A 21333-nucleotide genomic window follows, 5' to 3' on the forward strand; every position below is an offset into this window, starting at 1 on the left:
GGCATGAGAGGGAGCCGCTGCGCGGCTGCTGGACCGGCGTGAGAGGGCCGCTCCGCGGCTGTTCCACCCCGCAGGAGCAGGGCGCCGCTGCGCGGCTCCACGACCTCCCTGGCAGCTCGCGCGCACTCCCTGATGATTCGACCAGCACCCGAAGGGCACGGATCGAGAGCGACCTCACGCCGGAAAGTCCTCGCAGAACCACGGTGTGAGGATTTCCACACAGAGCCCGACTGTGCATTTTTCCTCACATGAGCGTATTGTGAGGAAATACCCACAGTCGAGGCGCGATACGAGCCGCACTCGAGACCTCAGGAGGAGCAGTGCCGACCATCAAGGCGCGCAAGGCGAGCGATCTCGCCTCGATCGTCCGCGCTGTACGCGAGGAGTCCGGCCTGAGTCAGACCGAGCTCGCGGAACGGATCGGCCTGTCGCGCGAGTACGTCGTGAACCTGGAGACCGGGCAGCCGACGCTCTACGCCAAGCGGCTCTTCCGCATCCTGCACGAGCTCGGAATCACGGTCTCCCTGGAATACCGTGACGACGATGCCCGCGCTTGACCTGTTCCTCCACGACCGCCTCGTCGGCTCGGTGTCACCGGCGGAGGGCGGTCGACGAGTCGACCTGCGGATCGCCCGCGACTATGAGGAGGAGATCGTCCTCACCGAGTCCTTCGCGACGATCCCCGGTCGCAGACCGGCTTCTCCTCTCGTCTCCGACTTCCTCGGCGGCTACGTCCCGGAAGGAAATCATCGCGAGCGGATGGCCGCCAAGCGCAGGGTCGACAAGGACGATCTCTTCGCGCTCCTCAGCGAGTTCGGCGGCTCGGTCGCCGGCGCGGTCACCCTCCGCCGGCAGGACGAGGATCCTGCCGGCCGCCCGTTCTACGAGCGGCTGGACGATGCGTCCTTAGCGGCCAGGCTCAAGCAGGCCCTCGAGGACAGCGACCAGGGCATTCCCGATGACAGTCGCTCGACGCTGCCCGGGTTCCAACCCAAGGTGCTGGTGGCGAAGGTCGAGGGAGCTTGGGCCGCTCCCCACGGACGTGCGCACTCGACCCACATCCTCAAACCTCAGATCCCCGCCCGACCGCACCGCCTCTTCGACGAGCACTACAGCCACCTCCTCGCGCAGCACATAGGGCTCGCGGAGTTCGAGAGCTCTGTCCACTCCGCCGGAGCGACCACCTACCTCGCGATCGAGCGCTTCGATCGCGAGGTCCGCGACGGCGAGGTCCTCCTTCTCCACCAGGAGGACCTGGCACAGGCCCTCGGGCTCGACTGGCGGGACTCAGCGGTCAAGTTCCAGGATCCCGAGTGGCCGAACGATCCCCGACGGGCAACAGCCGCGCGGATCGCCGAGCTGCTCGGATCGATCCCGGATGGGGCGGCCGCTGTCCGGGGCTGGATCCGAAGGCTCGCCTACACGATGGCGATCGGCGACAACGACGCGCACGCGAAGAACGTCGCACTCCTCCATCTGCCTGAGGGATCGCGATTGGCGCCGATCTACGACGCGCTGCCGAATCTCTTCCAGGACGGCCTCATCTCCTGGGACCTGGCACTGGCCGTGGACGGGCAGTTCGATCACCGCAGAATCTCCGCGGAACGGATCCTCGCCGAGATCGCCTCCTGGCGAGTGATCGGTGAGAGGCCGGCCGAACTCCTCGTGCGCGAGACGATCGAGCGGCTGCGCGCGGCCCTCGACGCGGTGCCCGCTCCGTCCGAGTGCTCCCCCGGTCTCGTCGAGCGCCTCCGCTGGAACGCTGACCGGCTTCTCGACGACAAGGAGATCAGCACTCCGAAGAAGCGGAAGTGACGCGGGCAGGCGTGCGGGTCTCGATACGCCGCTCCGCGGCTACTCGACCGCCATGGACGCGTGCGCGCACTCCATGCTGATCGAGTAGCGCCCGCAGGGCGCGTATCGAGATCCACCACCGCAAGGACGCGGGGTCTCGATACACCGCTCCGCGGCTACTCGACCAGCATGGGGGCGCTGCGCGGCTACTCGGCCAGAATGGGCAGCGCGGCTCCTCCGCGGGTCAGGACTCCGTGTCGGTGAGGGCGTCGAGGCGGGCGACGTCGTCGGCGGAGAGAGGGAAGTCGACCTGGGCGTTCTCGCGGATGCGCGCGGGGGTGGTCGACTTCGGCAGGGGCAGGACGTCCTTCTCGAGGAGGTAGCGGATGCAGAGCTGCGCGACGGAGACGCCGTTCACCTTCGCGATGTCGGCGAGGTCGGAGTTCTCGAGCAGGCCGCCGGTCGCCAGCGGCGAGTAGCCCTCGACGAGGATGCCGTTGCTGCGGCAGTAGTCGGTCGTCTCGTCCTGGGTGTTGCCGACGAACCAGCGGATCTGGTTGGCGTGCGGCTTCACGTCGGTCGCCGCGATCAGCGACTCCAGGTCGTCGACGGAGAAGTTGGAGACGCCGATCGCGCGGGCGCGGCCGGAGTCGTAGATCTCCTCCATCGCCTTCCAGGCCGCGATGTTGCCGTCGCGGTGGTCCGAGCCCATGTCCGACCACGGCCACGGGGCGTGGATCAGGTAGAGGTCGACGTGCTCGAGCTCGAGCGCCGCCATCGTCGTCTCGAAGCTGTCCTTCGCGCCGGCGTGATCCTTGACCTCGGCGGGCAGCTTCGTGGTGATGAAGACCTCGTCGCGGGGGATCCCGCTGTCGCGCAGCGCCCGGCCGACGCTCGCCTCGTTGCCGTAGCCGCGGGCGGTGTCGATGTGGCGGTAGCCGGCCTCGAGCGCCGTGGTCACCGCGTCGTAGGCGTCGGCGCCGTCCTCGATCTGCCAGGTGCCGAAGCCGATCTTCGGGATCTCGACCCCGTTGGACAGGGTGAAGGTGTCGGTCAGTGCAGGCATGTCTCTCCTCGAGAAGTCCGGCCCCGCGCGCGTCCTCGCGCCGGGGGTGCTGCTGTTCACGGTAGGCGCGCGGGGCGGCGGGCGCAGGCCCCTTGCGGAGCCGCCTCCTGCTGATCGAGTAGCGCCCGCAGGGCGCGTATCGAGATCCGGCGCCACCAGGAGGGGTGGGTCTCGATACGCCCCCTCCGGGGCTACTCGACCAGCATGAAAGGACGCCGCTCCGCGATGCCGGACCAGCATGGAGGGGGCGCTCCGCCTCATGCTGATCGAGTAGCGGCCGCAGGGCGCGTATCGAGATCCGGCGCCACCAGGAGGGTGGGTCTCGATACGCCCCTCCGGGGCTACTCGACCAGCATGTGCGGCCGCCGCTCGGTGGCTGCTCGGCCAGCAGGCGGCGGGTCAGCCGCGGGTCACCGACCAGGGGGTGCGGAGGGCGCGCTCGGCGAGCACGCGGCGCTCGCCGGTCAGCGCGACGTCGGCGGTCTGCGCCGCGTCGGCGGCCGACGGGCCGGCGGTCAGGCGCAGCGGGCCCGGGTCCACGCTGAGCGCGCCGTCCTCGCCGGTCGCCGCAAGCCGCGCCGCCTCGACGTGGAAGTGCACGGTCAGCGACTCCCCCGCGGCGATCGGCACGCGCGCGTAGCCGAGCAGCTGCGCGGCCGGCCGCACGACGGGCGAGGTCGGGTAGGCGGCGTACAGCTGCACGACCTCGACGGTGTCCTCGCCGCTGTTGCGGATGGTGACCGCGGCGTCGAGCGCCCCGTCCACCGCCAGCACGGCCGGTGCGGACAGCGCCTCGTACGTGATCGCGCCCCGCGTGAGCCCGAATCCGAACGGGTGCAGCGGCGTGTTGTCGAGCGCGGTGATCCCCGGGTTCGAGAGCCCGAGCGACGGCTGCAGGTACGTCGTCGACGCCGAGGGGAGCCGCGGGATCTGCACGGGCAGGCGCCCGGTCGGCGAGACCCGCCCCGAGAGCACGCCGGCGACCGCGGCCGCCCCGTCCGCCCCGGGGAAGAACGCCTGCACGACCCCGCGCGCCGCTCCGTAGGCGCCGAGCGCGTAGGGCCGACCCGAGAGCACGACGAGCACTGTCGGCACGCCGGTCGCGAGCACCGCCGCGACCAGCTCGTCCTGAGCGCCCGGCAGCCGCAGGTCGGCGGCGTCGCAGCCCTCGCCCGAGGTGCCGTCGCCGAACAGCCCGGCCACGTCGCCGACGACGACCACGGCCGCGTCGCTGGAGCGCGCCGTCGCGACCGCCTCGGCGATCGAGGAGGTGTCCGCGGAGGTGATCGACCCGCCGGCCGCGAAGCGCACCCGCTCCTCGCCGAGCTCGGCGCGCAGGGCGGTCAGCACGGTCGGGATCTCGATCCCGAGGTCGTGCCCCGGGTGCTTGGAGAGCACGTGGTTCGGGAAGGCGTAGCAGCCGACCAGGCTGCGGAACTGGTCCGCCGCCGGGCCCACCACGGCGACCGTGCCGGAGGCGAGCAGTCCGCGGACATCGTCGTCGCGCAGCAGCACGACCGACTCCTCCGCGATCCGGAGCGAGATGGCCCGGTTGCGCGCGCTGTCGAGGTCCACCGACTCGGCGCCCTCGGGGACGAGCGGTCCGCCGTCGAGCAGCCCGGCCTCGAACTTGTGGCGCAGGTGGCGCTCGACCGAGCGGTCGAGGTCGCGCTCGTCGACGACGCCCTCGCGGATGAGCCGCGGCAGCTCGCCGTACGCCGCGGTCTGCGGCAGCTCGACGTCCACGCCGGCCCGGATCGCCAGCCGCCCCGCGTCGGCGGTGTCGACCGCGACGTGGTGCATCGCCTGGAGGAACGGCACGGCCCAGTAGTCGGCCACGACCGTCCCCTCGAAGCCCCACTTCTCCCGCAGGATCGTGGTCAGCAGGTGCCGGCTCGCGCTGCTGGGCACGCCGTCGATGTCGGTGTACGAGGTCATCACGCTGCGCGCGCCGCCGTGCCGCAGCGCGGCCTCGAACGGCGGCAGCACGGTGTCCGCGATCTCGCGCGGCCCCATGCTCACGGGAGCGTGGTTGCGGGCGCCGCGGGAGGCCGCGTAGCCGGCGAAGTGCTTGAGCGTCGCGATGATCCCCGCCGACTCGAGCCCGGCGACGTACGCGGTGCCGAGCTGCGAGACCAGGTACGGGTCCTCGCCGAGGGTCTCCTCGACGCGGCCCCAGCGGTAGTCCTTCACGACGTCGACCACGGGCGCGAGCCCCTGGTGGATGCCGAGGGCGCGCATGTCGGAGCCGATCGCCTCCGCCATCTCACCGACGAGGTCCTCGTCGAAGGTGGCCGCCCAGGCGAGCGGAGTGGGGAACGCGGTCGCGCCGTACGCGGCGAGCCCGGTCAGGCACTCCTCGTGCGCGATCGCCGGGATGCCGAGGCGCTGCGAGCCGACGACCCGCTCCTGCAGCTCGCGGAGCCGGCGCACGCCCTCCGGCACCGAGACGGGCTCGGTGCCGAAGACGCGGGTGAGCTGGCCGAGGCCGCCGTCGAACGGGTCGGCCGCGGTCTCGGGGCCGCCCTCGAGCTTCGGGGCGAAGTCGTCGGCGGAGTCGGTGAGCCAGACGGAGCCGAGCTGGGCCGCCTTCTCCTCGAGCGTGAGCTCGGCGGTGAGGAGACGGGCCCGCTCGCTCGCGGAGAGGGAGCGGTCCCGCCAGTCGCGACCACCGCTCCGATCCCCGGTCTCGTCGGTGCGGTCGGAGGGGACGAGAGTGGTGGAGGCGTCGTGCATCAGCCCTTGAACGCTCCGTCCATGATCCCGGACACCATGCGGCGGCCGACGAAGAAGAACGCGATCAGCAGCGGCAGCGTGGCCATGAACGACCCGCCCATCGCCAGCGCGACGTCGATCGAGCGGTTGGCCTGCAGCTGCTTCAGCGCGATCTGCACCGTGAACAGCTCCGGCGACTTCAGCACGATGAACGGCCACATGAAGTCGTTCCAGACCGCGGTGAACGTGATCAGCCCGAGCACGAACGCCGCAGGGCGGACCACCGGGAAGGCGATGCGCCAGAACAGCTGCCAGGAGTTGGCGCCGTCGATGCGGGCCGCCTGGATCAGCTCGTCGCTGACCGTCGTGGACATGTGCTGGCGCATCCAGAAGATGCCGAAGGCGCTGGCCAGACCCGGGACGATGATCGCCTGGAGGGTGTCGACCCAGTCGAGGGCCGAGACGATCAGGTACTGCGGGATGATGCTCAGCTGCGCCGGCACCGTCATGGTCAGAAGCACGATCAGGAACAGCACGTTGCGGCCCGGGAACTGCAGCTTCGCGAAGGCGAAGCCGGCCATCGCGCAGAGGATCGCGGAGAGGACCGCGATGCTCAGCGAGACGATCAGCGAGTTGAACAGCGACGCGATGAACGGGACGGTGTCGAACACCTTCTCCGCGATGGCGAAGAAGTTCGTGCCCGGGTACAGGCGCGGCGGGATCGACGTGACGGCGGTCGCTCCGACCGACGCGATGACGAACATGTAATAGAGAGGGAACACCGAGACGAGCACGGCGACGACGAGGAAGACGTACGTCGGCCAGCCGACCCCGCCGCCCTTGCCGCGGCGCTTCGGCAGCGTCTTCGGGGTGTCGCCGGTGGCGACGGCCCGGGCCTGCGGGAGGGCCTGATCGATCACATCGGACATCAGACGGCCGCCTTCCGGGTGCGGGTGGACAGGTAGAAGTTGATCAGCGAGACGACCACGACGATCACGAACAGCACGACGCCGATGGCGGAGCCGTAGCCGAACTTGAACTGGCCGAAGCCCTGCTCGTAGAGGAACAGCGCGAGCGTCTGGCACTGCCGGCCGGCGCCGCAGGTGAGGCCCGATTCGGGAGCCACCAGGAGCGCCTCCGTGAAGATCTGCAGACCGCCGATGGTCGACATGATCACGGTGAAGACGATGATCGGGCGCAGCGCCGGGATGGTGAGGTGGCGGAACTGCTGCCAGCTGGAGGCGCCGTCGACCGAGGCGGCCTCGAACATCTCGCGCGGGAGCGACTGGAGCCCCGCCAGGTAGAGGAGCGTGTTGTAGCCGAACCAGCGCCAGAAGACCATCGTCGAGATGACGATCCATGAGCCGTAGTTGGTGGCCAGGAAGTTGATCGACGGCAGTCCGAAGATGCCGAGGAACCAGTTGATCAGGCCGAAGTTCTTGTCGAAGATCTGCGCGAAGACGATCGCGGTCGCCGCGACGGAGGTGATGTAGGGCACCAGCAGCGCCATGCGCCAGAAGTTCGCCCAGCGCAGCCGCGCGTGGTTGAGCAGGTGCGCCAGGAAGAGCGCGAAGAGCAGCTGCGGCACGGTCGAGATGATGAAGATGCCGAAGGTGTTGACCAGGGCGTTCCAGAACCGGCTGTCCGCGAAGAGCTGCTGGAAGTTCGCGAGGCCGACGAAGGTCTGCTCGCCGATCGGGTTCCAGTCGAACAGCGAGACGTAGAACGTGAAGAGCAGCGGGAAGAGCCCGAACACGATGAAGATGAGGAAGAAGGGCGCGACGTACGCGTAGGGGGCGATCCGCTCCGAGAGGGAGTTGCGGATCTTCGCGGCCTTCTGGACCGGGACGCTGGGCTGCTTGCGCTGCCTGGGGGGACGTATGGCTGTCGCCGTTGACACGTGGGTTACCTCCGTCGAAGGGGCGGCCCGGCGCGCGAGGCGCCGGGCCGCTCGGGTGGGTGGGGCGATCAGCCGCCGATGGCCTGCTTGGCCGTGTCGAGGGCCGTCGTCCACGCCTTGTCGGAGGTGACGTTGCCCGCCTCCAGCTCGACGAGGGTGTTCAGCAGGGCGCCGTTGATCGGCGTCGTGTCGGGACCGTTGTAGAAGGAGGGGAACTGCTCGACCGAGGTGGCCATGACCTCGCCGATCTTCGAGTCGCCGAAGAACGGGTCGGTGTAATTGCGGACCTCGTCGCTCGCGACCGCCTCGGTGGCGGCGGGCAGGGTGCCCGAGGCCGCGAAGTGGTCGGTCTGGCCCTCGGCGGACATCATGGTCTCGATGTACTGCCAGGCGGCCTCGGGGTGCTCGGCGCGGGCCGGGATGGCGATGACGCTGCCGCCCCAGTTGCCGCCGACGCCGGGGACGCTCGTGACGCGCCAGTTGCCCGCGGTGTCGGGGGCGTCGGTCTTGATGCCGGCGAGGATCCACGACGGCGCGATGGTCACGGCGAAGGCGCCGTTGGCGCGGCCGGGAGCCCAGCCCGAGGACCAGGCGGCGATGCCGGCGCTGATGCCGGCGTCCTTGGCGTCCACGGCGACCTGGAACGCGTCCTTCACCTGCGGGTTGGTGTCGTAGACGAGCTCGCCGTCGGGCGAGTAGTACTTCTCGGAGACCTGGTTGACGGTCGAGAAGAAGACGCTGGTCTCGATGTTGTCGACGAACGGCTTGCCGGTGGCCTCGGTGTACTTCTCGCCCATGGCGATGAAGGACGGCCAGTCCTTCCACATCGCGGCGACCTCGGCCGGGTCGGTCGGCAGACCGGCGGCCTCGAAGAGGTCGGCGCGGTAGGCGAAGCCGAGTCCGCCGACGTCGGTGGGCACGCCCACGACGGAGCCGTCGTCGGCGGTCGCCGCGGAGGCGGCCCACGGGAGGTAGGCCGAGGCCACGTCGTCGCCGCCGAGGGTGCGCAGGTCGAGGAAGTTCGAGCTGTTGGCGACGAACTGGGGCAGGTCGTCGTTCTGGATCATGACCAGGTCGGGCACCTTGCCGCCGGCCAGCGCCGCGGTGAGGGCGGTCGCCGTCTCGGTGGTGCTGCCGACCTCGGAGAGCTTGATCTTCGCGTCGGGCATCTTCGCGAGGTACTCGTCGACGCTGTCCTTGGCGTTGATGCCGGTGAAGGACCAGAAGGTCGCCTCGGCGTTCGGGTCGTCGGACGCGCCGCCACCGCTTCCGGACGAGCATCCGGTGAGGGCGAGGGCCACGGCGGCGGCTGCTGCGGCCACGGCCGTCAGTCTTCTTTTCACGATTGTTCCTCTTCGTCGGGGATTCGCGGGGGGTCTCGCTGGAGGAGACCCGGAGCAAGAGAACGATCTCTTGGACGCCAAGGTAGCTGGCCTTTCCCCCTCGTGCAAGCGCGATCTCGGAGTCGTTATCGCAGCGTGAGATATCGATCTCCCCTAGTATCTGTAAGAAGTTTCGCAAATCGGACCGCCACGGCCCCGGGGGAGGCGTCTCCGTGGGACTCTGGAGATCGAGCATCCGGCGCCCCGGCCGGCTCCCCTCCTCGTTCAGAAGGATGCAGCCATGACCCGACCCACGCTCGTGGACGTCGCACGGGCCGCGGGCGTGTCCCGCGCCACCGCCGCCCGGGTTCTCGCGGGCGGCACGAACGTCGACGTCCGCATGTCGGCCGCCGTCGAGCACGCCGCGAAGCAGCTCGGCTACGAGGCCAACAGCGCCGCGAGGATGCTGCGCGGCGGCCGCTCCGGCGCGATCGCGCTGATCGTCGCCTTCAACGAGCTCGACAGCCTCACCGGCACGTTCTTCACCTCGGTGCTCAAGGGCGCCGCGAAGGGGCTCTACGCCGCCGAGGTGCAGCCGGTGCTGCTGCCCGCGGACCACGACGACGGCGACCGCATCCCCAAGTTCCTCCGCTCGCGCGCGGTCGACGGGGCGATCGTGATCCTGCAGCACGAGATCACGCACCTCGCGCAGGCGCTCGCCGACTCCCCCGTGCCGATCGCCTGGGTCGGCCGGCCGCGGGTCGCGCTGGCCGAGGACGCCATCGTGATCGACTCCGACAACTACGGCGGCGGCCGGCTCGCCGCCCGCGCGCTCGCCGACTCCGGCCGGCGCCGGCTCGGCATCATCGCCGGCCCGCACGACATGGAGCCGGCCCGCGACCGCATCCGCGGCTGGCGCGACGAGCTGACCGAGCTGGGGCTGGATCACAGCCCGATCGTGCACGGCGAGTTCACCCTCGAGAGCGGCTCGGCCGCGATGGCGCGGCTGCTCCAGCGCCACCCCGACCTCGACGGCGTCTTCGCCTCCTCCGACCTGATGGCCAACGGCGCGATCCGCGTGCTGCAGGCCTCCGGCCGGCGCGTGCCCGCCGACATCTCGGTCGTGGGCTTCGACGACGTGGTCATCGCGACCACCTCGGATCCGACGCTGACCACGATCCGCCAGCCGCTCGAGGACATGGGGCGCGTCGCCGCGGAGACCGTGGTCGCCGTGGTGGCGGGCCGCGAGGTCGACCGGCAGCCGATCCTCGCGACGACGCTCGTGCAGCGGGAGTCGGCGTGACGCCGCCGCCGCACCGCGTGATCGTCAGCACCGACGCCGCGAACGAGGCCGACGACCAGTTCGCGATCGTGCAGGCGCTGCTGAGCGCCACGCTCGACGTCCGGGCGCTCGTGGCCGCGCACTTCGGCCGGCCCGGCAGTCTGCGGGAGTCGCGCGCGGAGATCGATCGCGTGGTCGCCCTCGCGGGCGCCGAGGTGCGGGTTCTGGACGGGGCGTCGGCGGCGCTGGTCGCCGGCGGTTCCGCGGAGTCCGTGGCGTCCGAGGGCTCGCGCGTGATCGTCGAGGAGGCACTGCACGGCGAGGGCCGGCTGTGGATCGCCGTGCTCGGCCCGCTCACCGACGTCGCCGCGGCGCTGCTGGCGGAGCCGTCGATCGCCGAGCGCGACGTCGTCGTGGTCTGGGTGGGCGGCCCGCCCTACGAGGGCATCGCCGCCTACCACCCGGAGTTCAACCTGATCAACGACGTCGCCGCCGCGAACGCCGTGCTCGCCTCCGGAGTCGCCGTCTGGCAGATCCCGATGCCCGTCTACACGATGGTCGGCGTCGGCCACGCCGAGCTGCGCACGCGGCTGGGCGGCACGAGCCCGCTCGGCGACTACCTCGTCGACCAGCTGATCGCCTTCAACGCGACGATCCCCTACGGCCCGCTCGACTTCCGCTCCCTCGGCGACAGCCCCGCGATCGGCGCCGTGATGAACCCCGCCGGCGGCCGCTGGCGCGCCGTCCCCGCCCCGCGCTTCACCGCCGCCGGCGACCTCCAGCCCGGCGTCGGCCCGCACTCGATCCGCGTCTGCGAGTCCTTCGACACCCGCTGGCTCCTCGAGGACCTCTTCGCCAAGCTCCTCGAGTTCGGCCGCGCCGGCCGCTGACCGGCCCGTGCTGGGCCGTCCGCGAGACGTCTCCGAGGAGCCGAGGCCGCCCGTTGCACGGGGACGCCTCGGCCGTTCGAGGACCTCTCACCGGCGACGGCATCTCCTCCGGCGCACAACATCAGCTGAGAGCACAGGGCCTCCCCTGTCAGAGGAGGGACCCCCGTCTCAGCTGATGTTGTGCGCGACTTCGGCGGCAGAGCAGCAGCCGGATCGGGTGCAGACGGGGCCACGGTCAGGCGCGAGCCGCCTTGACGTACGCGACGAGGGCGTTCGCGTGCCCGTGGCCGAGACCGTGCTCGGTCTTCAGCCAGGAGACGACCTGCATGTGCGTCTCGGAGTCGAGCCGCTCGTTCACGAGGTCGAGCCACTCCTGGATCGGACGGCCGTAGGTGGTCTCGATGCTCGGGAAGTACGACGCGGGTCCCTTGGGCTTCGAGCCGTCGGCGGGGGGCTCCGGTGCGAGGACGCGCGAGGGGGTCATGCCGGTCACTGTAGCGGCGCCGGGGCGGCGGGTCTCGATACGCGGCTGCGCCGCTCCTCGACCAGCATGGAGGAGGCGCCGCCCTGCCGGGCCGACAGAGCCATGCTGATCGAGTAGCCCTCGCAGAGGGCGTATCGAGATCCACCTGCCTGGAGACGTGGGGTCTCGATACGCGGCTGCGCCGCTACTCGACCAGCATGAACGGCCCGCTCCGCCCCACGGCAGCCCGCCGGCCGCCCCACGGCAGCCCGCCGGCCGCCCCACGGCAGCCCGCCGGCAGCCCGCCGGCCGCAGCATGCTGATCGAGTAGCGCCCGCAGGGCGCGTATCGAGATCCGCCCCTCCGGGCACGGCGAGTCAAACCTGCAGCTGCTCCCTCGCACCCTGAGCCGCTGACGCGACGCGGCGCGGCTGCGGCCCCTCGTTCCGCGTCACGCCCTTGTCGACCCTGATGGCTTGGGGGACGCTTATGGCCATACACAGAAGGCCATGTCGATGAGGCGAGATCACCGGGCGGTCCTACTTCGACGAGGAGGAGACGGATGCAGAGGACGGACGAGGAGCGATGAGGTCCCTGGGCGGCGAGGTGCGGAGGGAGCTGCGCGGTGCGGTCGCCTCCCGGCTCCTCCTCGTCGTCCTGCTCGCCGGTGCCGTCTTCGCGGTCTGGAGCGCGGTGACCGACGTCGGCAACGCGCGGTCGACGGCGGCGCTGTTCGAGAGGACCGCCGCGGAGTACCGCTCGGCCGGGCACTCCGTCGAGGAGGCACTGGCGGAGCCCGTGAGCGTGACCACGGACGAGGACGGGCGGACGGAGATCGACAATCCGCTGCGCTACGACTTCGAGGCGGCGACGGCGGCCTCGGCGGCGCTGACTCCGCTCGGTGCGGTCGGCACGGGGCTGAGCCTCGCGGTGTTCCTCGTGACCCCGCTCCTCGGCTACGCGACGGGGCTCTTCGCGGCGACCACGGATCTCCGCGGCGGGTCGATCATCGTGCGATGGCCGCAGGTCCGCCGGGCGCGCACCTTCGTCGCGGCGAAAGCGACGCTCCTCGTCGTGGCCGTCCTGGCCTTCGGCGCGGCGCTCGTGCTGACGGCGGCCGTCGCCGGGCTCATCACCGCGCAGCTGAGGCCGTTCCCCGTCGACGGATCGTCGGCGCCGCCATCCGCGGATCCCGCGGCGATCGGCGCAGTGGCGGCCGCCTTCGTGCTGATCGGGGTCGCGTTCGCTGCGCTGGGCTTCCTCGTCGCGACGCTGACACGGGAGCGCGCGTTCTCGCTCACCGTCTTCGCCCTGGCCTACTACCTGCTGCCGATCCTGGGGCCGGGCGACCCGCGGAACCTCGTCCCGAGCGTCGCGGCGCCGTGGCTCGTCTTCCACGGCGGGTTCCAGCCGCGGGCCGTCGGCGACCTCGGCGTTCCGCTGAGCGCGCTCGCCCTCGGCGGCGGGGCCCTCCTGCTCCTCGTCGCGAGCGCGGCGGTGTGGTCGCTGCGCGACAAGACGCCGCGGGGCGTCTGAGCGGCTCCCGCGCTGTCGTCCTCGGCGTCCACTGCGCTGGGGACACCGGGTCTCGATACGCGGCTGCGCCGCTACTCGACCACCATGAGGGGGGCGCCCCACGGCAGCACACCGACCGAAGCGCGCTGAACAAGCAGCGCCCGCAGGGCGTCCGCAGCATGCTGATCGCGTAGCCCTCGAAGCGGGCGTCTTGAGATCCACCTCGCTCGGGACAGGGCCGCGCCCATCATCAGCCGACACCGCCCGGCCTTCCCCGTCAGCGGAGGGACCCTCTTCTCACGTCGGCCGTCAGCGCTGCTGTTCGACCGAGCTCTCCCCCGGCGCGGGCTCGAGGTCGACCGACGGCGGTCCCGGAAGGGCGCCGGTCTCCGGCGGCTCCGCGCGCAGGTACTGCGCCGAGATCGTGCGGTACGAGCGGGTGAGCATCGCGACGCCGGCCGCGACCACCATGACCGCCCCGCCGATCAGGAACACGAGCGCGATCCCCCGACCGACCCCGTCGCCCAGCAGCCAGCCGTACGCCGCCCGCCCGTCCGCCGACTCCATGTACGGGATCAGCGCGAACTCCGCGATCGGCGCGATCAGGAACGCGGTGATCGGCGCCGCCGCCGACTCCAGCGCCGCCGCGAAGCCGAAGACGCGTCCCTGGGTCTCGAACGGGACGACCTTCTGCACGACGGTCTGCTCCGCCGCCTCCACCGCGGGGATCAGCGTCATGTAGATCCAGATGCCGCCGGCGTACAGCCACCACCAGTCGCGGAGGGTGAAGACCGCGCCGATCACGCCCATCGCCATCACGAGCAGCAGCATCGTCCGGATCGGGTTCCGGCCGAGACCGAGCTTCGCCACCAGCAGCCCGCCGATGATGAAGCCGGTCGCGGTCACGCCGAGCACGACGCCCCACAGCTCCACCGGGAACAGCTCGAGTCCGTAGGGATCCATCAGCGCGAGGTACACGCCGCCGATCAGGTTGTTGAAGGTCGAGAAGACGATCAGCGCGAACAGGCCGGTCGCCGCGCGCACCGCCGTGATGCTCCCCCGCAGATCGATCAGCGGAGCCCGCGAGCCGGCCGCCGCGGGGATCGCCTCGGCGATCCGCAGGAACAGCAGGTGCACGAGCGCCGCGGCGGAGACCCCGATCGCGATCAGCAGCGTCCAGCCCATGCCGAGCAGGCCGATCGACAGCCCGCTGAACACGCTCGTCACCACGAACGCGAGCCCCTGCACCGTGCCGACCAGGCCGTTCGCGTTCGCGTGGCGCTCCACCGGCACCATCAGCGTCACCGTCGTCGACAGGGCGATGTTCCGCATGTTCTCGATCACCGCGCCGAACAGGACCGTGCCGGAGAAGACCCAGAACCAGGGCCCGCCGAAGTCCAGCAGCGCCGCCTCCGGCAGCGCGAGGTACAGGCCGCCGGCGACGCCGAACGACACCAGCGTCACCGCCCCGGCGAACACCATCACCCGGTGCTTCCGGTGCCGGTCCACGATCGTGCCGAAGGCCATCGCGAAGACCGCGACGAGCAGCATGTACGCGCCGCCGATGATCCCGGTGGCGAGCACCGACCGCGTCTCGAGGTACACCCAGAAGGTCAGCGCGAACCAGAGGAAGCTCGTCGTCACGTTCGCGACCGCGGTGTTGACGAGGATCCAGCCGAAGGTGCGCAGGCTCGCCGCGCTCGGCTCCGCGGCGGGTGCGCCGGCGGCGTCGGGGACGGTCGAGGACATGGCTTCCCTCCGCTCGGCGACGGCCTGTCCGGAGTCGTCCCGGACCGCCGTCGCAGCCACTGTAGGCCCGCGCCGCCGACCGGTCGAGAGGCGACCGGGCGAGCAACGCGACCTCCCCGCGGACGCCGTCGCGTCACTCCGCTCGCGGCAGCGCCACCCCCATCCGGTAGAACCGGTCCGCCGTCCCCGCGAACACCGCGAGCCGCTCAGCCGGTGAGAGCTGCGCCGTCAGCGCGTCGAACGCCGCGTACAGCTCGGTGAAGGAGCTGTAGAGCCCGTCCACGGGGAAGTTGCTGCCGAACATCGACCGGTCCGGCCCGAACACCTCCAGGGTCTCGAGGACGAACGGCGCGATCGACTCCCGGGTCCAGGAGTGGTCGTTGGTGCCGAGCGCCGAGATCTTGACGACGGTGTTCTCCTGCGCGGCGACCGCGGCCAGGCCCGCGCGCCACTCGGCGACCGACTCCGGATCGCGCCCGATCGGCATGCCCAGGTGATCGAGCACGATCGCCGTCTCCGGGAAGTCCGCGGCGAGCGCCGCCGCCTCCGCGAGCTGCGAGGGGAACACCTGCAGATCGAACGAGAGCCCCAGCCCCTGCAGCCGGCCGAAGTTCGCCCGCCAGACCGGATCGCCGAGGACGTCGCCCCGGTCCCGGTGGCTGTAGACCGGGTCCTGGTGCCAGTTCAGGATGTCGCGGACGCCGCGGGTGACCGCGAACGCGGAGTGCTCCTCGAGCAGCCGCGGCGCCTCCGGATCGAGCAGCGACACGTGCGCGACGTGGACGGTCGGCACCGTGCTCTCCCGGGCGAGCGCGTCGATCCACGCGGTCTCGGCGAGCGCGTCGGCGGCACCGTTCTCGACGTGCACCGAGGCGAGCAGCGTCACGTCGCAGGCGTCCGCGCGGTAGTCGTCGACGCTGTAGGAACGGCGGAGCGGGCGGTCGTCGCCGTGGTAGCGGAACGGCTCGGCGGGTCCCTCCAGCCACGGGTACGAGCGGCGCAGGTCGGTGAGGTGGTGGTGCGCGTCGATGACGACGAGGTCAGGCATGCGGCTCCTCCGGTCGGCGGGCGAGCCCGGCGAGCGTGCGGTGCACGCCGGTGTGGTCGAGGTCGCCGTCGCCCTCGGCGATCATCCTCTCGAACAGCGCGGTCACCGCGGCGGTGGTCGGCAGTGCGACGCCCTCGGCGGCGGCGGACTCGGCGACGAAGCGCAGGTCCTTGAGCTGGTTGCGGGCGCTGCCGCCCTCGGCGAAGTCCTCGTCGAGCCACTTGCGGCTCTTCTGCTCCAGGACCTCGGTGCGCGCCAGTCCACCCTGCAGGAGCTCGACGACCGTGGCGGGGTCGAGACCGGCGCTCCGGGCGAGCAGCAGCGCCTCCGACACCACGGCGACGGTGCCGGCGACGACGATCTGGTTGCAGAGCTTGGCGGTGGCGCCCGCTCCGCTCGGCCCGAGGTGGCGGACCGTGCGCCCGAGCCGCTCGAAGACGGGGAGCACGCGGGCCACCGGCTCGTCGGCGCCGCCGACCATGATGCTGAGCGTCGCGTCGCGGGCACCGACCGTTCCGCCGCTGAGCGGGGCGTCGACCACCTGCACACCGTGCTCCGCGGCGAGGCGGCGGGCGAGCACCGCGACCGCGACCGGCGAGATCGTGCCGTGCACGACGAGCACCGGAGCGGCGATCCCCGCCGCGCGCCAGCCCGCGAGCAGGCCGTCCTCGCGCTCGAGCAGCGATTCCACCTGCACCAGATCGGGCAGCACCGTCAGCACGACGTCGCCGGCCGCCGCCGCAGGGGTCGGCGCGACCACGGCGCCGAGCTCCGCGAAGGGCGCGGCCCGCGACGCCGTCCGGTTCCACACCGTGAGCGCCCCGCCCGCGAGCAGGTTCCGCGCCATGGGCGCGCCCATCGGTCCGAGGCCGAGCAGCGAGAGCTTCACGCGCCGGACCCCGCGAGCGCCACGTCGGCGAGCTCCTGCGGCGCGACGTCGTCGAGCAGCACCCGCGCTTCGAAGCCGAGCAGCTCGCGCGAGCGGGTCAGGTCGAGCCCGACCGCGCGCCCCTCGAGCCGCCCGCGCGGGACGTCCGGGGCGATCGCGTCGAGCGCGTCCGCGGTGCTCCCGCGCAGATAGGTGAGCGGAGCGGCCACCAGGATCCCCGGCGCCGGCGGCGTCTCGTGCAGCAGCGCCGCGAGCACGGCCCGCGCCGAGTCCGCGGCGTCGAGATAGCTCCAGCCCTCCGCCGCCTGCCGTCGCGGGTCGGCCGCCAGCACCGCCCGCAGGTGCGCGCCGAACACGCGGCCGCCGTCCACGGTGATGTCGCGGACCAGCGGGTAGCGCAGCCCGGTGAGGCTCAGCCCCCAGGTCGCGTGCGCCATCCGCGCCGCGTCCTCGGTCGCGAGCTTCGACAGCGAGTACTCGTCCGAGATCCGCGGCTGCGCGTCCTCGGAGTAGGGGAAGACGGGCGGCAGCACCTGCTCGGCGCCGAGCGGGTAGCCGTTCGCGTTGATGCTCGAGGCGTAGACGACCTCCGCGACCCCGGCCCCGGCGGCGGCGGCGAACAGCGCGAAGCTGCCCACCGCGTTCACCCGGTAGGTCTCGACCGCGTCCGCCATGCCCAGCCCGGCGTAGCCGCCCAGGTGCACCACCGCGTCCTGCCCGGCCACCGCCTCCGCCAGCACGGCCGGGTCGGTCACGTCGCCGACGATCGAGCGGACGTCCGCGTCCGACGCGACCCGGTCCAGGACGGTGACCACCGCCCCCTCCGCCTGCAGCGCCGCGACCGTGGGGCGGCCGATCAGGCCGCAGCCGCCCGTCACGAGGACGCGGGCCCCGTCGAGCGTGGTCAGCCGCGCCGTCGCGCTCCGGCGCGCCGTCATGCGCGCACGGACGGCGTCGACTCGGTGGGCGGCGCCGCGACGTCCTCGCGCTGCTTCTTCCTTCCCCGCGAGAGCATCGGCCAGCCCTTGCTGCCCTGGTCGAGGGTGACCGCGATGAGGACGACGAGTCCGGTCACGATCTGCTCGTAGAAGCTCGGAACGTTGAGCAGCACCAGGCCGTTGGTGAGAGCGCCGAGGATCAGCGCGCCGACCAGGGTGCCCGCGATGCGGCCCTCGCCGCCCATCAGGTTCGCGCCGCCGATGACCGCGGCCGCGATCGCGGTCAGCTGGTACGGGCTGCCCGCGTCCGGCTGCGCCGCGTTGATCCGGGCGACGATCACCAGGCCGGCCAGCGCCGAGAGACCGCCGGAGATGCAGTACACCGCGATCTTCACCCGGTGCACCCGCACGCCGGAGAGCCAGGCGGTCTCCTCGCTGCCGCCGACCGCGATCACGTTCTGGCCGAAGACGGTCTTGCGCAGCAGCAGCCAGGCCGCGATGCCGACGACCGCCACGATCAGCACGACGACGGGCACACCGCCGACGTAGCTGTTGAGCAGCAGGATGAACTCCTTCGGCACGTCGTAGACCGGCTTGCCGTTCGTGGCGACGTACGCGCCGCCCTGGAAGACGCTCATCGTGCCGAGCGTCGCGATGAACGGCGGCAGGTTCAGCTTGGTGACCAGCAGCCCGTTGATCCCGCCGCAGACGAGGCCGAGGACGATGCCCGCGGCCAGCCCGAGCAGCGGCGGCACCCCGCCGTTGACCAGCAGCGACGCGCTGACGATGCCGACGAAGCTGGCCATCGCGCCGACCGCGAGGTCGATGCCGCCGGTGATGATGACGAAGGTCAGGCCGATGCCGATGATCGCGTTCACGCTCGCCGACACCGCGACGTCGCGGAGGTTGCCGAGGGTGAGGAAGTTCGGGTTCAGGACGCCGAGGACGACGAAGAGGACGACCGCGGCGAGGTAGATGCCGAAGGCCTGGAGATTGAAGGAGCGGCGGGGCGGCGTGGCGACGCCCCCGGTCTCGGGGGAGGTCATGAGATTCCTTTCGCGACGCCCATGGCGTTGGTGACGATGCTGTGCTCGGTGATGTCGTCGCCGACGTGCTCGGAGACGAAGCGGCCCGCCCTCATGACGAGGACCCGGTCGCTGAGGGAGATGATCTCGGGCAGGTCGCTCGAGACGACGATCACGGCGTGCCCCTCGGAGGCGAGCTGGTCGATGAGCTCGTAGATCTCGACCTTGCCGCCGACGTCGACGCCCTTGGTCGGCTCGTCGAAGAGGAAGACGCTCGCGCCGAGCCAGATCCACTTCGCGATCACGATCTTCTGCTGGTTGCCGCCGGAGAACTGGCGGGCGTTCAGCCGGACGTCGGCCGGGCGCAGCGACATCCGCCGGCCCATCTCCTCCGCCGTCGCGATCTGCCGCTTCGTGCTGATGAACGGACCGAAGCCGTTGAGCTGCCGATCGGAGGTGAGGGCGACGTTCGCGTAGGCCGGGGTCTGCAGCACGAGTCCCTGGTGCTTGCGGTCCTCCGGGATGAAGGCGATCCCCGCGTCGCGGCTGTCGCGCGGCGAGCGCACCTTGAGCGTGCGGCCGGCGAGCCGGACCGTGCCCTCGCTGCCCTCGTCGGCGCGGATCAGCGCGCGGAGGAACTCGGTGCGCCCCGAGCCGACCAGGCCCGCGATGCCGACGACCTCGCCGCGCCGCACCTGGATCGACTCCGGCCCGACGCCGCTCGGGTGCGTGACGCCGGAGGCTTCGAAGTGCACCTCGGCGTCCGCGGCGACCGGGTGCCGCCGCTCGAACGAGAGCAGCTCGCGCCCGACCATCCGCCGGACGATGTCCTCGGAGGACGTCTCGGTGATCGGCGCGTCGTAGGCGGGCCGCCCGTCGCGGAGGACGACGACCGTGTCCGAGACGCTCATCACCTCCGGCATCTTGTGCGAGACGTAGATCACGCCGACGCCCCGCCCGTGCGCGATCTCGCGCACCCGGGTCAGCACGCCCTCGACGTTGTGCTCGAGCATGCTGGTCGTCGGCTCGTCCAGAGCGACGATCTTGGCCCCGAAGGCGAAGGCCCGCGCGATGGTGAGCGCGTGCCGCTGTGCCGGGCTGAGCCGGCCGACCGGCGTCCGCCCGTCCATCGGGAAGCCCATCCGGTGGACGTCCTGGAGGGCCTGGTCGAGGTCGTCCTGAGCGGAGGCGCGCTGCGTGCGCGTGCGCCCGAGCAGCAGGTTCTGCGTCACCGTGAGCTGGGGCACGATGGCCGGCTCCTGGTGCGCGATCCGCACCCCCTCCGCGAGCGCCTGGCGCGAGGTGTACTCCATCCGCCGCACGCCGTCGATGGTGATCGAGCCGCGGTCGGGGCGGAGGGCGCCGCCGAGGATGTTGAGCAGGGTGCTCTTCCCCGCGCCGTTCTCGCCCGCGAGCGTGCGGATCTCCCCGCGTTCGAGGGTGAAGCTCACGCCGTCCAGGGCGCGGACGCCGGGGAACGACTTCGCGATGCCGCGGACCTCGAGCAGATGCTCGGCCATGTTCCGTCTTCTTTCCTGATCGAGAGGGGCCTTGCCGGGAGTGCGCTCCGCCGGAGGGTCTCCGGCGGAGCGCGGGGGTCAGCCGCGGGTCACGGCATCCCGGTCTCGTAGTCGGCGACGTTCTCGCTGTCGATGATGAAGGCGGGCACGTCGATCCAGCCCGGGACCTCCTTGCCGGCGAGGAGCCAGAGCGCGGCGTCCACGCCGGTCGCGCCCTCGGTCGTCGGCAGCTCGCTGACGGTGGCGGTGTAGTCGCCGGCCAGGATCTGCTTCTTGGCCTGCGGGATGCCGTCGGTGCCGACGAGGATCACCTTCCCGGTGAGGCCCTTCGCGTCGATGGCGGCCTGCACGCCGAGTGCCATGCCGTCGTTCTGGGAGTAGAACGCCTTGATGTCGGGGTTCGCCGTGAGCATCGTGGTCGCGATCTCCTGCGCCTTGGTCTGGTCCCACGAGGCGGTCTGCGAGGCGACGAGCTCGAGGTTCTCGTGCTTCGCGAGCGCGGCCGTGAAGCCGTCGCCGCGATTGATCGCGTTGGAGGAGCCGGGGTCGCCCTCGATCATCGCGACCTGGCCGCCGTCCGGCAGCAGGTCGGCGATGTAGTCCGCGGCCGTGGCGCCGATGGTGGTCGCGTCGGGGCCGACGTAGACGACGCCGGGGACGTCGCTCTTCGCGTCGTTCAGCACGACGGCCGGGATGCCGTCGGCGAGGGCGGACTCGAAGACCGAGTCGAGGCCGGTCGCCGAGATGGGCGAGGCGAGGATCGCGGTGCAGCCCTGGTTCATCGCGCTCTTGGCCTTGTCGAGCTGCTCGGTGATCGAGGACTCGTCCGTGACGTCGAAGGTCTGGTAGTCGACGCCGAGCTCCTTCGCGCGGTTCTCGAAGCCGTCGCGCTCGTAGCCCCAGAACTCGTTCGAGAGGGTGCGGGTGATGTAGCAGAGCTTGGCGCCGTCGGGGACGGCCGGGTCGCCGAGCGAGGAGGTGACCTCGTCGACCGGGGTCTGCGCGGACGAGTCGACGAGCGACACGATGTCGGCGCCGGAGCCGCCGGCGGCGGCACCTCCGCCGTCGCCGTCGGGCGAGGCCGAGCAGCCGACGAGGAGCGTCAGGGAGGCGAGCCCGGCGAGGGCGGCGCCGGTGGCGCGGGTGGCGCGGGTGGCGCGGGTGGGGAAGGACATGGGAGGGGGCCTTTCGTCATCGGAAGGTGGGGCGGGGTCGTG

18 protein-coding genes are annotated in these 21333 nt (G+C 71.6%); 5 read left to right on the forward strand and 13 right to left on the reverse strand.

Annotation, left to right across the window (positions count from 1 at the left end):
- Positions 1-320: 320 nt before the first annotated feature.
- Both MT351_RS09895 and MT351_RS09900 read left to right on the forward strand, forming a co-directional pair.
- Positions 321-557, forward strand: a complete 237-nt coding sequence (locus MT351_RS09895; RefSeq protein ID WP_243582081.1) for a helix-turn-helix domain-containing protein — start codon at positions 321-323, stop codon at positions 555-557.
- Positions 544-1815: a type II toxin-antitoxin system HipA family toxin gene (locus MT351_RS09900; protein WP_243582082.1), complete on the forward strand. Its 1272-nt coding sequence runs from the start codon at positions 544-546 to the stop codon at positions 1813-1815. The genes MT351_RS09895 and MT351_RS09900 overlap by 14 nt, the downstream gene beginning before the upstream one ends.
- A 223-nt stretch (positions 1816-2038) precedes the next feature.
- Here the strand turns inward: MT351_RS09900 and MT351_RS09905 are convergent, their stop codons facing one another.
- The 5 genes from MT351_RS09905 to MT351_RS09925 form a co-directional block, all read right to left on the reverse strand.
- Positions 2039-2860 (reverse strand): aldo/keto reductase, encoded by an 822-nt coding sequence (locus tag MT351_RS09905; protein ID WP_243582083.1) that lies wholly within the window; start codon positions 2858-2860, stop codon positions 2039-2041.
- 399 nt (positions 2861-3259) lie between these two features.
- On the reverse strand, positions 3260-5596 hold the full coding sequence (locus MT351_RS09910; protein ID WP_243582084.1) for a glycoside hydrolase family 3 N-terminal domain-containing protein: 2337 nt from the start codon (positions 5594-5596) through the stop codon (positions 3260-3262).
- Positions 5596-6504 (reverse strand): carbohydrate ABC transporter permease, encoded by a 909-nt coding sequence (locus tag MT351_RS09915; RefSeq protein WP_243582085.1) that lies wholly within the window; start codon positions 6502-6504, stop codon positions 5596-5598. Before MT351_RS09915 ends, MT351_RS09910 begins: the two co-directional genes overlap by 1 nt.
- Positions 6504-7475, reverse strand: a complete 972-nt coding sequence (locus MT351_RS09920; protein WP_243582086.1) for a carbohydrate ABC transporter permease — start codon at positions 7473-7475, stop codon at positions 6504-6506. Before MT351_RS09920 ends, MT351_RS09915 begins: the two co-directional genes overlap by 1 nt.
- A gap of 68 nt (positions 7476-7543) precedes the next feature.
- Entirely contained in the window at positions 7544-8797 is a 1254-nt protein-coding gene (locus MT351_RS09925) for an extracellular solute-binding protein (protein WP_123706486.1), read from the reverse strand.
- Between the two features lie 301 nt (positions 8798-9098).
- Here MT351_RS09925 and MT351_RS09930 point away from each other — a divergent pair, with 301 nt between their 5' ends.
- The gene (locus tag MT351_RS09930; protein ID WP_123446870.1) at positions 9099-10100 is read left to right on the forward strand and encodes a LacI family DNA-binding transcriptional regulator; all 1002 of its coding nucleotides are present in this window, start codon (positions 9099-9101) and stop codon (positions 10098-10100) included.
- Positions 10097-10969, forward strand: a complete 873-nt coding sequence (locus MT351_RS09935) for a nucleoside hydrolase (RefSeq protein WP_243582087.1) — start codon at positions 10097-10099, stop codon at positions 10967-10969. Before MT351_RS09930 ends, MT351_RS09935 begins: the two co-directional genes overlap by 4 nt.
- A gap of 235 nt (positions 10970-11204) precedes the next feature.
- Here the strand turns inward: MT351_RS09935 and MT351_RS09940 are convergent, their stop codons facing one another.
- On the reverse strand, positions 11205-11453 hold the full coding sequence (locus tag MT351_RS09940) for a DUF4287 domain-containing protein (protein ID WP_123447064.1): 249 nt from the start codon (positions 11451-11453) through the stop codon (positions 11205-11207).
- Between the two features lie 564 nt (positions 11454-12017).
- Between MT351_RS09940 and MT351_RS09945 the strand changes: the two genes are divergently transcribed.
- A complete protein-coding gene (locus MT351_RS09945) occupies positions 12018-12968 on the forward strand; it encodes a hypothetical protein (RefSeq protein ID WP_243582088.1) in 951 nt (316 codons plus the stop codon).
- A gap of 288 nt (positions 12969-13256) precedes the next feature.
- Here the strand turns inward: MT351_RS09945 and MT351_RS09950 are convergent, their stop codons facing one another.
- The 7 genes from MT351_RS09950 to MT351_RS09980 all read right to left on the reverse strand — a co-directional run bounded on the left by MT351_RS09950 (position 13257) and on the right by MT351_RS09980 (position 21291).
- Positions 13257-14696: an MFS transporter gene (locus MT351_RS09950; RefSeq protein ID WP_279398227.1), complete on the reverse strand. Its 1440-nt coding sequence runs from the start codon at positions 14694-14696 to the stop codon at positions 13257-13259.
- A gap of 133 nt (positions 14697-14829) precedes the next feature.
- Positions 14830-15744: an amidohydrolase gene (locus tag MT351_RS09955; RefSeq protein ID WP_243582089.1), complete on the reverse strand. Its 915-nt coding sequence runs from the start codon at positions 15742-15744 to the stop codon at positions 14830-14832.
- On the reverse strand, positions 15737-16633 hold the full coding sequence (locus tag MT351_RS09960; RefSeq protein WP_243582090.1) for an NAD(P)-dependent oxidoreductase: 897 nt from the start codon (positions 16631-16633) through the stop codon (positions 15737-15739). The genes MT351_RS09955 and MT351_RS09960 overlap by 8 nt, the downstream gene beginning before the upstream one ends.
- Positions 16630-17571 carry an NAD(P)-dependent oxidoreductase gene (locus MT351_RS09965; protein WP_243582091.1) on the reverse strand — a complete coding sequence of 314 codons (942 nt, stop codon included), beginning with the start codon at positions 17569-17571 and terminating at the stop codon, positions 16630-16632. The genes MT351_RS09960 and MT351_RS09965 overlap by 4 nt, the downstream gene beginning before the upstream one ends.
- Positions 17568-18617 carry an ABC transporter permease gene (locus MT351_RS09970; protein ID WP_123446898.1) on the reverse strand — a complete coding sequence of 350 codons (1050 nt, stop codon included), beginning with the start codon at positions 18615-18617 and terminating at the stop codon, positions 17568-17570. Before MT351_RS09970 ends, MT351_RS09965 begins: the two co-directional genes overlap by 4 nt.
- Positions 18614-20116 (reverse strand): sugar ABC transporter ATP-binding protein, encoded by a 1503-nt coding sequence (locus MT351_RS09975; protein ID WP_132436854.1) that lies wholly within the window; start codon positions 20114-20116, stop codon positions 18614-18616. The genes MT351_RS09970 and MT351_RS09975 overlap by 4 nt, the downstream gene beginning before the upstream one ends.
- 89 nt (positions 20117-20205) lie before the next feature.
- The gene (locus tag MT351_RS09980; RefSeq protein WP_243582092.1) at positions 20206-21291 is read right to left on the reverse strand and encodes a substrate-binding domain-containing protein; all 1086 of its coding nucleotides are present in this window, start codon (positions 21289-21291) and stop codon (positions 20206-20208) included.
- Between the last annotated feature and the right edge of the window lie 42 nt (positions 21292-21333).

The sequence above is a fragment of the Rathayibacter sp. VKM Ac-2926 genome (genome assembly GCF_022815565.1).
GTDB classification, from domain to species: Bacteria; Actinomycetota; Actinomycetes; order Actinomycetales; family Microbacteriaceae; genus Rathayibacter; species Rathayibacter festucae.